The 15,377-nt window shown below is 38.0% G+C and carries 10 protein-coding genes; all 10 read left to right on the plus strand.

Going from position 1 to position 15,377, the window contains the following annotated elements:
* The first annotated feature begins 8 nt into the window (after positions 1 to 8).
* The 10 genes from BW946_RS06265 (at position 9) to BW946_RS06310 (ending at position 15,364) form a co-directional block, all read left to right on the plus strand.
* Complete coding sequence (locus tag BW946_RS06265; RefSeq protein WP_076595348.1) at positions 9 to 914, plus strand: type IX secretion system protein PorD; 906 nt, start codon at positions 9 to 11, stop codon at positions 912 to 914.
* 129 nt (positions 915 to 1,043) lie between these two features.
* Positions 1,044 to 2,693: a DNA repair protein RecN gene (locus tag BW946_RS06270; RefSeq protein WP_076595349.1), complete on the plus strand. Its 1,650-nt coding sequence runs from the start codon at positions 1,044 to 1,046 to the stop codon at positions 2,691 to 2,693.
* Between the two features lie 605 nt (positions 2,694 to 3,298).
* Positions 3,299 to 4,855: a T9SS type A sorting domain-containing protein gene (locus BW946_RS06275; protein WP_076595350.1), complete on the plus strand. Its 1,557-nt coding sequence runs from the start codon at positions 3,299 to 3,301 to the stop codon at positions 4,853 to 4,855.
* A 12-nt stretch (positions 4,856 to 4,867) separates the two neighbouring features.
* A complete protein-coding gene (locus BW946_RS06280; RefSeq protein WP_076595351.1) occupies positions 4,868 to 7,612 on the plus strand; it encodes a hypothetical protein in 2,745 nt (914 codons plus the stop codon).
* A 70-nt stretch (positions 7,613 to 7,682) separates the two neighbouring features.
* The gene (locus tag BW946_RS06285) at positions 7,683 to 11,372 is read left to right on the plus strand and encodes a DUF6443 domain-containing protein (RefSeq protein WP_083688791.1); all 3,690 of its coding nucleotides are present in this window, start codon (positions 7,683 to 7,685) and stop codon (positions 11,370 to 11,372) included.
* Positions 11,373 to 11,381: 9 nt separating this feature from the next.
* Positions 11,382 to 11,777 (plus strand): hypothetical protein, encoded by a 396-nt coding sequence (locus BW946_RS21165; protein ID WP_139325973.1) that lies wholly within the window; start codon positions 11,382 to 11,384, stop codon positions 11,775 to 11,777.
* A gap of 86 nt (positions 11,778 to 11,863) precedes the next feature.
* Positions 11,864 to 12,931: an RHS repeat-associated core domain-containing protein gene (locus BW946_RS06295; protein WP_262484561.1), complete on the plus strand. Its 1,068-nt coding sequence runs from the start codon at positions 11,864 to 11,866 to the stop codon at positions 12,929 to 12,931.
* A gap of 19 nt (positions 12,932 to 12,950) precedes the next feature.
* The gene (locus BW946_RS06300) at positions 12,951 to 13,304 is read left to right on the plus strand and encodes an enoyl-CoA hydratase (RefSeq protein ID WP_076595355.1); all 354 of its coding nucleotides are present in this window, start codon (positions 12,951 to 12,953) and stop codon (positions 13,302 to 13,304) included.
* Positions 13,305 to 13,592: 288 nt separating this feature from the next.
* Positions 13,593 to 14,783 (plus strand): RHS repeat-associated core domain-containing protein, encoded by a 1,191-nt coding sequence (locus BW946_RS21840; RefSeq protein WP_317043143.1) that lies wholly within the window; start codon positions 13,593 to 13,595, stop codon positions 14,781 to 14,783.
* A 32-nt stretch (positions 14,784 to 14,815) separates the two neighbouring features.
* Positions 14,816 to 15,364, plus strand: coding sequence for a hypothetical protein (locus BW946_RS06310; protein ID WP_076595357.1), 549 nt, complete (start codon positions 14,816 to 14,818; stop codon positions 15,362 to 15,364).
* The last annotated feature ends 13 nt before the right edge of the window (positions 15,365 to 15,377 follow it).

Below are 15,377 nucleotides of genomic sequence, written 5' to 3' on the forward strand. Positions count from 1 at the left end.
AATAGACAATGAAAAAAATTATAAGTTTATTTTTTCTGTTATTTCTATACACCCAAAGTTTTTCTCAGGAGCTGCTGTCCACGGTACAGGTGAACTCCAATCAGTTGGGAGGAAGTAATCAGCAGGCCTATAAAGCATTGGAAAAAAGCCTCCGGGACTTTATCAATAATACAAGCTGGACAGGCAAAAAGCTTCAGAATTTTGAAAAAATAAAATGTGCTTTTTCTATTGTTATTTCTGAAAGAGACGTGAATAAATTCAAAGGAACTATTGTTATTCAGGCAGTAAGACCTGTTTATAATACCACCTACGAGTCTCCCTTGATTAATCTTCAGGATCAGAGATTTGCTTTTGAATATATTGAAAATGAGAGTCTTATTTTTAATGAAAGACAATTCTCCGGCAAAAATCTTACGGACGTGATCAGTTTCTATATTTATGTTATTCTGGGTATGGATGCTGATAGTTTTCAGTCTATGGGAGGATCACAATGGTATGCGAAAGCGCAGCAGATTGCACAGAATTCCCAAAACAGGAACTATGAGGGCTGGAATACCATCAATGAACCGAGAAGCCGTTCTATTTTGATCAACGAAATTATGAACCCTAACTGGAATCAGTTACGTTCCACTATTTATACGTACCACAGAGCAGGGCTGGATAACCTTTTCAATCAGGATCAGACTGCCGGGAAAAAAGTCATTTTTGATGCACTGATGCAATTAAAAATGTATGAGAATAACTTCCAGCAGGCGTTCTTCTTTAATCTGTTCATGGATACCAAGAGCGATGAAATTTTCAATATTTTCAATTCCGGGAATAATGGAGGACTGATTCTTAATGATCTTAAACAAACAATGATCATCCTTTCACCGAAGAATATAGATAATAAGTGGAATAAATGGAAAGTCTAGGATTTCTGAGCAAGTTTAAAAACAGTTAGCATTATGGATGAGTGAACAGTCAAAAAACGATTTCTTAACTCATTAAAAAAACTTATTTTTACAGTTCAAATTCAAATTGGATCATAACCCGGATTATCAATGCTTTCGAGAATTTACATTAAAAACTTTGCCCTGATTGATACCCTTGAAGTATCATTGAAAAATGGTTTACAGGTCATTACCGGAGAAACGGGGGCGGGTAAATCTATTATTCTAGGTGCTCTCCGACTTATTTTAGGCGAAAGAGCAGATGTAAAATCCATTGCCAAAACTGAAGAAAAAAGTGTGGTGGAAACCGAGTTTTCTCTTAACAATCAGTTTAAAAAATTCTTTATCGAAAATGATCTGGACTACGAACTTCAGACGATTATCCGAAGAGAAATACTTCCTTCAGGGAAATCCCGGGCATTTATCAACGATGTACCGGTAACGCTGGATATTCTTAGAGAGCTTTCCTCACAACTGATCGATATCCATTCACAGTTTGAAACATCCAATCTTTTTACCTCAGAATATCAGTTTAAAATTATCGACGGACTTTCTGAAAATAAAAAGATCATTGAAGAGTATCAGCAGGAATTTTCTGAGTTTCAAACGCTGAAATTGTTGTTGAAAAAATTAAAAACCCAGCTTTCGGAATCCAATAAAGAAAGTGATTATAAAGAATTTTTACTCAACGAACTGGAAGAACTGAAGCTTGATGATGTTGATTTTGAAGATGTTCAGAACCAGCTTTCCATTCAGGAAAATGCCGGAATGATCTCCGAAAATGTGGGTCAGATTCTATCAAGGTTTCATCAGGAGGAAATAGGAATTCTGTCATTCTTTAACGAAGCGACCAGCAAACTTTCTAAAATTTCCGAAGTTTCTACGAGCTTTGCTGAACTTGATGAAAGGCTGGAAACCACTTTTGTAGAACTTAAAGACATCATTTCCGAACTGGAACATGAAGCGGAAAGAGTGGAAATCAATCCTGAAAATCTGCTCTACCTTACCGATCTTAATAATAAAATCAACGCTTTATTCCTTAAACATAATGTTTCAGATCTTAGTGAACTCATTGAGATCAGAAACCAGCTTGCCGGAGACCAGAAAGGGGCTTCAGAATTAGAAGAGCAGATTGAAGAAACTGAGAAAAATATTTCTCAAAAGAAAAAAACACTTCAGAGTCTTGCTTCAAAACTTTCAAAAAACAGGCATAAGAATGTTCCTGTTTTCATTAAAAAAGCAGAAGGACTTCTTAAAAAGCTAGGTCTCGAAAAGGCAAAAGTGGATATAGAATTACAGGACGCAGATGATTTCAATCCGTTTGGAAAAGAAAATATCCAGCTGTTGTTCCAGGCCAATTCCGGTTTCCCTTTAAAACCGATTCAAACGGCCATTTCCGGAGGAGAAAGATCAAGAGTAATGCTTGCTGTAAAGAAAATTATTGCAGAAAGTGATGAACTGCCCACTTTGATTCTGGACGAAATTGACACCGGGGTTTCAGGAAAAGTAGCTGAAGAAATCGGAAACCTGATGAGAGAAATGTCTGAAGATATGCAGCTGATTGTTATTTCCCACCTGGCACAGGTTGCTGCCAAAGGAAATGATAATTACAAGGTTGTAAAACAGGATATTTCCGGCAGAACACAATCTACTATTATTCCTTTAAGCAGCGAAGAAAAACTGAACGAAATTGCCCAGCTGCTTTCCGGAAGCAAAATTACGGAAGCCGCGTTAGCACAGGCCAAAGAGCTTATTGGATAATTAGTTAATTAAAATCTCAATTTCTTACATCCAGAAACATTTAGTATTAGCGATGTCATCCTGAGCATGTCGAAGGATTTACTATTTTTCCAATTCTTCAATTCTCTTTCTCAGAGCTTCTATGGCTGCATCTTTTTGCTGGATTTCCTTTTTCAGCATCTCAATGTAACGCATAATTAGCAGGTCGCTACTTCCAAACTATAATTTTAAAACAAATACGTCCTGTTAACTGTTAGCTTCCAGTGGAGATTAATCTGGTCTCATCGAGATCTGCTGTTAATAAAAAAATGATGTCCTCGTCACCCATAAAGCTCCGGAGGAGCGACCTGTTAATTCATCCCAAAAACACTGATATTTTCAATGTATTGATACTTTTTTGCGGTGGTGAAAATGCATTTAAAATACGACACGTTCTGTCGCTATGCTGAGCTAGCTTTGCTTTAGAATAAACAGATTAACAAAATGTAATACAAATTGAATAGTACGAAAACACATTATCTATCGGGGTAAAGAGAATTACCGTAAAGACACAGATGAAAATATGGGGTTTTCCCCCTATCAGGAATTAAAAAATAATTTTAAATTCACACGTTAAAAAACCGAATATGAAAAAAATCTATCTCAGTGCATTTACAATATGCACGTTCCTGGGTGTATCTGCTCAGGAAACTCTCTGGCAAAAAGATTTCAGGTCCGGCACGCAGGACTTTTTAAGCCAGATTACAACAACTATCGATCAGCAGTATTTGATCACAGGAAGTTCTATACAGTCAGGAAGCGGGAAGCTGGAGGCTGGAAGTAAGCAGAACACGGGTTACGACTTCAGATTGGTAAAACTCAACCAGCAGGGAGAGCTGGTTTTTGAGAAATATTTCTCAGGACAAAACCATGATTATCTGTCTGCTACAGTTACCACACAGGATGGCGGATTTCTTTTAGCAGGAACTTCTTATTCAGGAAAAGGATTGGATAAAAAAGACGATTCTAAAGGATCATCAGATATTTGGTTGATCCGTATTAATGAATTTGGGGACCAAATCTGGCAAAAAACCATTGGCTCGCCGGCCGATGAAGAAGCAAGAGCGGTGATTCAAACTACCGATTTAGGATTTTTTGTTGCAGGAAATGTCCAAAACTCATCAAAAGGTTACGGTTCCAAAGATGTTTTAATTACCAGATTAGACAAAGACGGAAAAGAACTTTCGCAATTGGTTTTAGGCGGAAAAGGTTTGGATGAAGTCGAGAAGATGATTCCAGCAAAAGATGGTGGTGCATTGCTCGGAATTTATTCCAGAAGCGGTATTGGAGGATCAAAACAGACAGAAAATTACGGTGAAGGAGATTTTTACATTATCAAACTGGATAAAAATTTGAAGGTTCAGTGGGAAAAAAACCTTGGAGGTAAAGCAGATGATCATATCAGAACATTAGCGTTAACCTCTGATGGATATGTCATCGGTGGCGAATCCAGATCAGAAAGATCAGGAAACAAAACGGTAGGAATAGAAGAAGGAACAGACCTTTGGCTTGTCTTTTTAAAGGAAAATGGAGATGAGGAATTTCAAAAGTCTTACAGTTTCGGAAACCGTGATGTGCTGATGGGAATGAGTGTGATAAGCGGGAAGACGGAAGATGGAAGCGGGAAGTCTAAAGGCATTCTGTTGGGAGGTTACACTCAGGCCGAGGGAAGAATAGAAACCAATGACGAGACCTTCTGGATGCTCTATCTTGATCAGAATGGAAATGAGCAGTGGAGAAAACACGTAAAAGGAGAATCCAGACAAAAAGAGGAAAGGCTTTCCGATTTAAAGCTCAACAGAGACGGTTCAATCATTCTGGCCGGAACCAGTGCAGAAGAACTGGGTAAAGAAAACTGGAAAATTGTAAAGCTGGGAGACAAACAAGTAGATCAGCTGATTGAAAAATATGATATCAAAATCTATCCAAACCCTGTCTCCGATTATGCTTATGTAGAAATTGGCTTTGATTTCAAAGATGCGGATATTCTTTTGTATGACATGAGTGGAAGACAGCTTCAGAATCTGAAAACCAAGAACAGAGTAACCAAGATCAATACCCAGGCTTTGGTTCAGGGAGCGTATCTGGTGACGATAAAAACGGATGCCAATAAAACGGCGAATGCGAAACTGATTAAGAAATAAAAACACAGAATCATGAAAAAAACATTGCTATTACTGGTATGTACTTTATATTTTACTTTATATACCGGACAAAGTGCAAATATTGAAATTACACGTCCAACACCCTCTGCTGCAGGGCTGTCTACTTACACTACAATGCCTGTTTCGATACAGACCGGAATACCGGATATTTCTTATCCGTTATTTAGCCTTGGAACGGGTAATAAGCCGGTTAGCATCAACTTAGGAATTAGTTATCATGCAGGGAATACCCTGAATGATGAATGGGTGAGTGAGGTAGGAAGAGGATGGTCGTTTTTAGGAGGCGGTGTTGTTTCCCGGGAGATCGTGGGAGACTTTGACGAATCATTTGATGATAGCAGTTATAGTCATTATATCAAAAATGAATTTAATGATATTTATAATTTCAGTACTCCTGAAGAATCGGGAAAATTTAAGATAGTCAGGGATATTGCCAATAATACGTTTAGTGTTGTAAAGCTTACCCCCTATACCTCTAAAGTAGAATATCAACGCAATGCCAATCAGGCAACTCTTATTTTAAACTCCTTTACGATAACAAGTGAAACGGGAACTCAATATATTTTCAGGGATTATGATATTAACCAGATGACGGTATGGAAATTCGAGCGTCCTTTCGGGGCTCAATATGCTGATCAGAAATACAGAAGTGCTTTTTATCTTTCCTCTGTTCTTGACGAAAATGGTCAGGAACTGGTAAAGTATACTTATTTACGGGATCTGAAATATGCTCCCGGTTCAGGAAATCAGATTACCGATACAGAATCCAATAAACTAAGCCGTATAGAAGTAAAAGGGCGGGGAATTATAGAAATTAATTATGACAGAAATGAAGAATACGCTGAATACAATGATATATTTGCCATTACCAATATTGTATTAAAGACTGCAAATAATGTATTTGTAAAGAAATATACGTTCGATTATTCTTATAAGCCTGCCAGTGGGTCTCCGGCACTCCGGCGGTATTTGAATTCCTTCAGCCAGGTAGACCAGAACGGAGCTGTCATTGAAAAATATGCATTTACTTATGAGAATATATTCTATACTGATCAAAATAACCAGCCGGTGAATAGTGGTATTTCTGAACTGAAAAGAATTCAGTTACCAACACGCGGAATGATTGAATATAATTTTGGTTTTCCGACGATGGATACTGAAAGAACAGAAACGCTTCCCATTCCTAAAGTACTTCTCACAGATATTTCATTTACAAGAGCCAATGGGCAAAGAAAATATGCGTTCACCTTAACAGATACCAAAACTCTTGATATAGATGCTTCGGGGATTGGGCAGGTAGCGGCTTTTCCATGGGCTATACAATTCTGGAAAAAACAGGGAGGCTCCTATGTGATTTCGCATGGTTTAGGGGAACCGATAGAACCTGTCCCTGGTTTTGAATATGTGCAAAGCAGAACATTTGAACCTGGGGAGTATTATCTTGATTTATATTGTAATGATATGTCATGCCCTACTACTACATTAAATGATCCCGCTCTTGTTCATATATGGCGTGAGGGAGACGGTCCGGCTGTTCAGGTCATTATTAAAGAACGCCAGATGACAGGTCCTGCAAGGATTAAAAATATCAAATATTATAACGCTTCTGCCATAGATGCTGTCAATCCTCCTGCACCTGCGAAAATAGAAGAATACGAATATAATAAGTTTGATGATGCCGGGGTTTCCAGTGGATTTCCGGTGGGAGATACCAGAATTTATAAAAATGTAAAAGTTTCCAGGGGCAATAATATGGGGTATACCAAATATTATTTTAAAGCACCGGATGCTTATCCTCAGCAGGGAGATTTCTGGCCTCATTACAATCTTACCCGCGAAGGTCTCCTTGATAAAAAAGAAGTTTATAATGCCTCGAATCAAAAAATATCTGAGGATGTATATGATTATACAATAGAAGAATTTGACGGGCCGCTCTATAATTTACTTTCATTACAGGTAAAAACATCATGGATCAAGAACAATAAAGTGACCTCTAAAAGTTATTTTGATTCTGGAACAATAGAGATGAAGAATGAGATCTTCAGAAATACCCATAACAATAAACCTAATCTTGAGCGCACTACTTCTTTTGATGGCAGTATCCAGGAGACCGCCTATCAATATGCGCTGGAGAAAAATAATCAGAAGCTGCTAAGCTCCAATATGGTTGGCCAGCCTTTAGAAACAACTTCCGTACTGAAGAAAAACGCTGCTGATCCCGGAAAAGTAATGGCAAGAACAGAAACCATGTATGAAAATCCGGGAAATAAATACCCCTCTTCAGTCAGATCGTATGATTCTCAGAATCTTTTATCTTCCGAAGTTACTTTCAACAGATATGATATCAGGGGGAATCCGGAGCAGTATACCACTAAGGACGGAATTCCTGTTTCAATGATCTGGGGCTATAATAAAACACAGCCTATTGCTAAAGTAGAGGGAGCTGCTTATGATCAGGTCCTTCCGTATTTGGGAGATATTATAGCAAAATCTGATGCGGCTGTTATCTCAGAACAGGATCTTCAGAATGCTTTGGATGTTTTCAGAAACAATGCCAATCTTAAAAATTATCAGATCACCACTTATGTATATGATTCCCTGGCAAGGATGAAAATGACGACTCCTCCTGCGGGAATCCGTGTGATCTATCAATATGATACGGCAGGAAGGCTTGAAAAAATAGAAGATGAAACCGGGAAGCTGCTGAAGAAATACCAGTACAATACCGGACATTGATCATGAAGGATGAAAACTTTACCATAAGAATTTGTACATCCAATTTTTAACATCTAATATCTTAATTAAGATGAAAAAGCTAACACTTATATTCGGTTTCTTGTCCTTAGGCTTCTCAAACGCCCAGACAACGACAACAGAAAACTTTATATCGGCTACAGACTGTATGAATGAAGACTGTAGCAAAAACACACAAACAGTACAGTATTTTGACCTTCTGGGAAGACCCAGACAGATCGTGAATGTGAAAGCAACCCCTTTAGGAAGGGATATCGTAACTCCCATTGTCTATGATGACCAGGGAAGGAAGACCAGAAGTTACCTCCCTGTTCCCCAAAGCTCTACATCTAACGGAGGGATGTACTCCCAGACTCAGGGGATGACCCCTTATCCGGTGGCTGATGTAACGAATATCTATTCCGGAGAAAAGATCTATACTGAGACTGTTCTTGAAAACTCTCCGTTACAGAGGGTTTTACAGCAGAAAATGACGGGGAACGACTGGAACGGAAAGGCTGTACTCTTGGGTTATGATCTCAATACAGCTGCTGATCATGTAAAAAATTACCAGGTAACAGCAGGTTGGGATACTGCGGGAAAACTCTACAGAAATGAATTACAGTATACCGTCGCAGAATATGCTGCCGGTCAGCTCGTAAAAAATACCGTTACCGATGAAGATGGTCATAAAGTGGTTGAATTTAAAGACGGCTCCGGGCAGACCGTGCTTTCAAGGAAAATAGTGGACGCTGGCCAAAATGCAGATACCTATTACGTATACAATGATTACAAGCAGCTTGCCTATGTTATCCCGCCATTGGCATCGTCCGCAGCTTTGAATTCCGCAGCAGTAGATAATATATGTTATCAGTATAAGTATGACAGCAGAAACAGGCTGGCAGAGAAAAAGCTTCCCGGAAAAGGCTGGGAATACATGGTCTATGATAACCAGAACAGGCTGGTAGCTTCGCAGGATGCCAATCTTAAGGAAAAAGGACAGTGGATGTATGTAAAATATGATCAGTTGGGAAGAGTGGCTTTTACCGGAACAGCTACCGGGGGAGAAAGAAATACGGAGCAGGGACTGGCTGACGGAATTACCAACAATAATGTGAAAATAAGCAGTTCGGTGGTCTTCAACAGGCAGGGAATGGATGTCTTTTATGATCCTGCCGCTACTTATCCTCATGCTTCCAAATGGGTCGCATTATTATCCGTGAATTATTATGACACCTATCCTGCTTACAGCTTTAATCCTGCTTTTCCCCAGACGATCCAGGGGGCTGCCGTTTTAAAAGATACTCCTGTTAACGGTAAAAGCAGCAAAGGACTTCCGGTGATGGGTTTTGTGAAAAATATTGAAGATGATAACTGGACAAAAAACTATAACTACTACGATGTTAAAGGAAGGGTAATTGGAACTTATTCCATTAATCATTTAGGTGGATATACCAAAACAGAATCATTGCTTGATTTTGCAGGCGTTACCAAGCAGAGCAAAGCGTATCACAAAAGGCTGGCAGCAGATCCCGAAAAAGTAATTACACAGACTTTCACCTATGACCACCAAAACAGGCTATTGGTGCATAAACATAAAGTAGATAATAACCCTGAAGAAATTCTTGTACAGAATGAGTATAATGAACTTTCACAGCTGAAAAACAGGAAACTGGGCGGAACCAATCCGGCACAGCCATTACAAAGCGTTGATTATACTTACAATATCAGAGGGTGGCTAACAAAGATTAATGACCCTTCCAACCTGAACGGAAAGCTGTTCGGGTATGCGATGAAATATACCAATCCGGTAAACCCCAATGTAGCCCCGGGGAAATTCTCAGGAATGATTACAGAAGTAGACTGGAAAAACGCTTCCGAGGATGTGCTGAAAAGATATAATTATGCCTATGACGGCCTTGGCAGGCTAAAGGATGCGGTCTATTCTGAACCCAATGCCACTGTTCCTTTTAATAATAATTATAATGAATACGTGACCTATGATCTGAATGGAAATATTAAAACCCTGAAGAGAAATGCTTTCCCTGCAAGCGGAGGCACAACATCTGCTCAGGTAGATGACCTGATCTACAATTATACCGGAAACCGTTTAACCAAAGTGACTGAAAATGCATTGAACGATACAGGATATGAAGGAGGTAATAATACTATTTCCTACGATCAGAATGGAAATATGAAGGATATGCTGGATAAAGGAATCCAGTCTATTACCTACAATTATCTGAATCTGACGAATCAGTTGGCTATTCAGCAAAAAAATCCGTTTGGACAGATCTCAAATAATTCGATAAGCTATCTTTACCGGGCAGACGGAACCAGGCTCCGCAAAACCTACTCCAGTGCACCCCCAAGAGGATCAACTACTACCCGTATTACAGACTATCTGGACGGCTTCCAGTACAGCTACACAGAAGGAGGAGGAATCTGTCTTGAATGCAAAACAGAAAGCGCGTATGAAGTACAGGCCTATAAAAATATTTTTGATCCGGGGCTTACTCCTGAGTGGAAGCTGGATTTTGTAGCTACTGCAGCAGGCTTTTACAGTTTCACGGAAAACCGCTATATTTACCAGTACAGAGATCATCTTGGAAATGCCAGGGTAACCTTTGCCAAAAACAGCGCAGGTGTTCCTGAAATTATCGATACCAATAACTATTATCCTTTTGGGCTGAACCATATTTCAAATTCGTTCAGTACTTCTAACTTTGGGAGCTTTTACAGCTACAAATACAACGGCAAAGAGCTTCAGGAAACCGGAATGTTCGATTACGGCTGGAGACAGTATATGCCTGATTTAGGACGATGGAACGGTATGGATCAGTTGTCTGAAATGTATGCTTCCACCAGTCCTTTTGCGTATGTAGCCAACAACCCAATTTCAATGCGTGATCCTGATGGCAGATGGATGGATGCTAATGGGCATATCGACACTTCAGGAAATGCAAATCCTTTCAGAGATATGGCTCAGTCTCAGATGAGGATGACCCAGTTTATGGGGCGAAACCCTGGAGAAGGTGGCGCTGGTGGTTATCTTGCTTTTGGAAATACACAGGCATATACAGACTTAATGACTGCCTTTTTTAATGGAGGAACAGCAGGTGTTAGCAATAAGGATGGTGTCTTAAGATGGTGGACAGATTATGAAGATCCTGATCCTACTGTAACAGGAATAGGTGCTTTTGGGATGTTGAAGCTAAAAAATCCTTTTGCTGACTCTGAATTATATAATAGCTCTCAAACTCTTAGAAAGATTGCTGGATTAGGTTTTACATTTAGCAAGCTCGTAGAAGCAGGATATAAACAAGCTTCAGTGTATGGAAAACCACCTGCATATGCAACGATGTCATTATATTTTGAAAAAAGTATTTTGGGGCAAAAAATTCTTTCTATAAAGCTTCCTTTTAGACAATTGAATGTTGACATGGCTTTGAAATGGTCTCAAAGAGCTAAAGTTGCGGGGAGGGTTTTAGGAGGAATTGGTGCAGGTTTAGCATTAGCTGATATACATCAAAATGGGGTAACCACTTCTAATTCATTAGATCTAGTAATGTCTGTATTGGCAGTATCTCCAACAGGATGGGGACAGGCTATAGCAGGAACATATTTTCTAGCCAATGGAATTACAGCATTGATAACTGGAAAAGATATAGGGCAACATATAGAAGGAGCCGTGAATAAATATTATAATGACGGTGTAAGAGAAGAAGAACAAAGAAAATTTAACGCAGCCATGGGCTACTAAAACTTATATATGATATTCATTGATTATTTATACTATCAGATAACTAATTTTTACCATCACTTTGAAAAAGATGGTACTCATAAAGCTTCAGGAATAATAGTGGTTTGTACCTTGCTTTCATTCAATTTAATATCTATATTAATTTTTTTACAGCATTATTATAATATAAACACTATGCCTTTAAATAAATATGTTATAATAATTTATTGTCTTCCTATTATTTTATTAGTAGGGTTGAGGTATTGGAAATTTACTTCCTATGAAGAAATTAAAGAAAAAGTGGAAGACTTTAGTAAAACAATAAAAATAATAGCTGACATTCTAGTAATAAGCTACGCTATCATTTCATTTTTTGGATTACTTATTTTAAGTCTTTACGTAGGCACATTAAAAAATGCATTTTAGCTATCAGTAAACTTCAAATTAAGACATTGAAATTCAATGTCTTAATTTGAACCTTTGCAAAAAACAGCGAAGGCATTCCTGAAATTATAGATACCTACAACTACTATCCTTTTGGGCTGAATCATATTTCAAATTCGTTCAGCAATTCTGGTTTCGGAAGTTTCTACAGCTACAAGTATAACGTCAAAGAACTTCAGGAAACAGGTATGTACAGCTATGGCTGGAGAGAATTTATGCCGGATTTGGGTAGATGGAACGGGATAGACCAGCTGGCAGAAAGCTACCTTTCTACCAGTCCCTATGCTTATGTTGCGAACAACCCGGTTTCACAATTTGATGTAGACGGAAGGTGGATGGATGCTAATGGGCATATCGACACTTCAGGAAATGCAAATCCTTTCAGAGATATGGCTCAGTCTCAGATGAGGATGACTCAGTTTATGGGGCGAAATCCTGGAGAAGGCGGAGCTGGTGGACAAGCGCAAGGACATAAACCTACTATTTTTAAGCGTATAGGTAATTTCCTTGAAAGGCTGTTTGGTAAAAGTAAAAAGGCAGCTGTTGGTGTCCTTTCTGTGGGAGTTGCTACATTTGAAGGTCTCGCTCCGCCAGTAGAATTTGGCTCAACTGTAGCTGAAATAGCTGGCTATGCAAGATTGGGTTTATGGAGTTTACCTTTAATGCTTAATGGAGATAGTTCACATGCTAGTGGTTATAATATACCTCTTACAGGCGCTACTGATATTCCTGTTACTACAACAGCTGATGAATCAGAACCAGATCAAATGATTACATTGTATAGAGGAATTTCTTCGAAAGCCAAAGGTTCTATGTATTTTGAAGCATTACAAGGTATTGCTATACCAAATGGATTCAGACAAGTTGCTACTACATGGGGGCCACATAATGACATGGAAGCACACGCCGGAGGAGATAATTTAAGTATTTGGACAAGTTGGAGTACAAGTAAAGAGTCTGCTAGAGATTTTGCTACAGGTGTAGCAATGTATAAAAATGGAATTCCAGGAATTATTATTTCTAAACAATTTAAAGTCGGTTCAGTACTCCCTAATCCGTATAATCCACAAGAAGCGGAATGGTTGGTTCCAGGTGTAGTATATGGAGCAAAAGTTGAATATGTTTTACCTAGATAAAAATAAAAACCTCAAAATTATGTTAATTGAAGAAAAAATTTTTAATTTAATTAAAGAGAAAAGGAAGCTTTTAGAAACTTTTGAAAACTATAAAATTAAGATAAGCGATAGTAATCATTTTGAAAAAGAAAATCTAATTGGAGTCTATAAGATCAGACAATATAGTGCTATCCGAACAGGAAATGATAAGTTATCCGATGAAATGGGCACTCTGATCTTAAACTTAGAAAATTATCATGGAAATAAATTAAGATTTGTGACCTTGTTAGGAGAAAAATATTATGGAATGTTCTATTTGAGTGAAAATATGGATAAAGTTATTGGATATTTAGATAGAGAAATTGATAATAACGAATTTGATTTAATGAAATAATTATAATATTTCAAATGCATCAATATTAAATTAGAGTGTTGAAAATCAACACTCTAATTTTAAATAAACGGTAATTTTTCAAACATTTTGGTAATGAATTAGGGTATTGATTTTCGATACTCTAATTTTAAAATAAGAATGAAAATCTCAATTTAAAATGATATTGTGGATAGCCAGAATAGAAGAAAGGAGAAAATAGGCTATCTAAAATATCGAAGATCATACAAAGTATTTCAGAAGTGTTGGTAAAAAACAGAATATTTATCATATATAGACCATTTAGGAAATATACGCCTTAGCTATTTTAAAAATGCCAGCGGCAGCGCAGAAGTTCTTGAAGAAAACAATTACTATCCCTTTGGGATGAAGCATGAAGGGTATAATGTTTTGGCTGGCAATCCTGCCTACAATTATAAGTATAACGGGAAAGAATTACAAAAAGAAACCGGCTGGCTGGATTATGGCTGGCGACAGTATATGCCGGATTTGGGAAGATGGAACGGGATAGACCAGCTGGCAGAAAGCTACCTTTCTACCAGTCCCTATGCTTATGTTGCCAATAACCCGGTTTCACAGTTTGATGTAGACGGCAGATGGATGGATGCCAATGGGCATATCGACACTTCCGGAAATGCAAATCCTTTCAGAGATATGGCTCAGTCTCAGATGAGGATGACTCAATTCATGGGACAAAATCCAGGAGAAGGTGCAGGTGGTGGTTACACTTTTACTGGAACAGATGCCGGTTCCATATTCAATTATTTTGTAAATAGAGGAAACTTCTCCGAACTTAGCATTGGAGATGGTAATTTAACTTGGTGGAAGGGAACACCTACTTTAACCTCTTATAGTGGAACAGATATACATGGAGATATAGATCTCGGCATAGGGTATAACGCTAAATTTAAGGACATTCCATTAGATGCCTATAAAAACTGGGCAGATTGGGGAGCAAGTACTGCTGGAGGAGGATTTAAATATCTTGCTGATCGAAGAACAGCTCTGTATAATAGTGGATATTGGATAGATAATCTTGGACAAATGAGAAGTACAACCTATGCAGGAAGAGCCAGAGGATCGTTGATAGGACTTAGAAGTGATTATGTGCGAACCACTACAATGCTTGGGAAATATTCCAAAAGAGCTGGTTATGTAGGATATGGGATCAGTGCTGCACAAATAGGATACGGGATGTATAAAGATGGTGGAAAGTTTGGTATTAGAGCTCAGGTAGCAACAGCTAACGTAGCAGGAGGAATGGCAGGTGCTTGGCTAGGGGGGAAAGCAGGAACATTAGCTGGCGGAGAATTGGGAGCTCTGATAGGAGTTTGGTTTGAAGGAGTTGGAGCAATACCTGGAGCAGCAATTGGAGGGGCTATTGGTGGAATTGTGGGTGGAATACTAGGAGGAGTATATGGAGGAGATTATGCAGAACAATGGGCTAGCGGTATTTTAAACAAACCTGATCCTATAAAATAACAAACAAAATTTTTAATGAAGAATAATAATTTATGGAAAAAACTTGGAACTATATTCACTACTTTATTTATTTATTCGAAGTTAAAGCTTCCCAAATAATAACTTATCCTATTACACTAATTTTTGATTTGATTTATAAAATTCCTTTTATAGCAAATACGCTCAAAAAGAAAAATAGTTCACCAGAAGAAATAAGACTAGCTAGTGAAAATGCAATAAACAACCGTGTATATGGACAAAATATAACTATTTCAGGTATTCAAATGGGAGGTTTAATAATTCTTATAGAATATGGATTATTTAATATTTTTCAGGCAATATTAGGGAAATCGTTAATACAAATCTTTTGGGAGCCAGGAAGTCCCTATAAATGGATATTTGTAATAGGGCTGTTAGTTATGCCTTGGATTATTAACGAGAGATTACTGTTTAAGAATAATAAATATTTAAAATACTTTGATGAATTTGATAGAGAGCCTAAAAAAATAAGATATAAACATGCTTGGATTAGTTTAGGAATTATTGTAGGAATTATCACGTTCTTTGTCTTAAGTTTTATTCCATTGTCAAAAGTATATTAATTAGATAATGTTC

The organism is Chryseobacterium sp. RU33C (assembly GCF_900156015.1).
GTDB classification, from domain to species: Bacteria; Bacteroidota; Bacteroidia; order Flavobacteriales; family Weeksellaceae; genus Chryseobacterium; species Chryseobacterium candidae.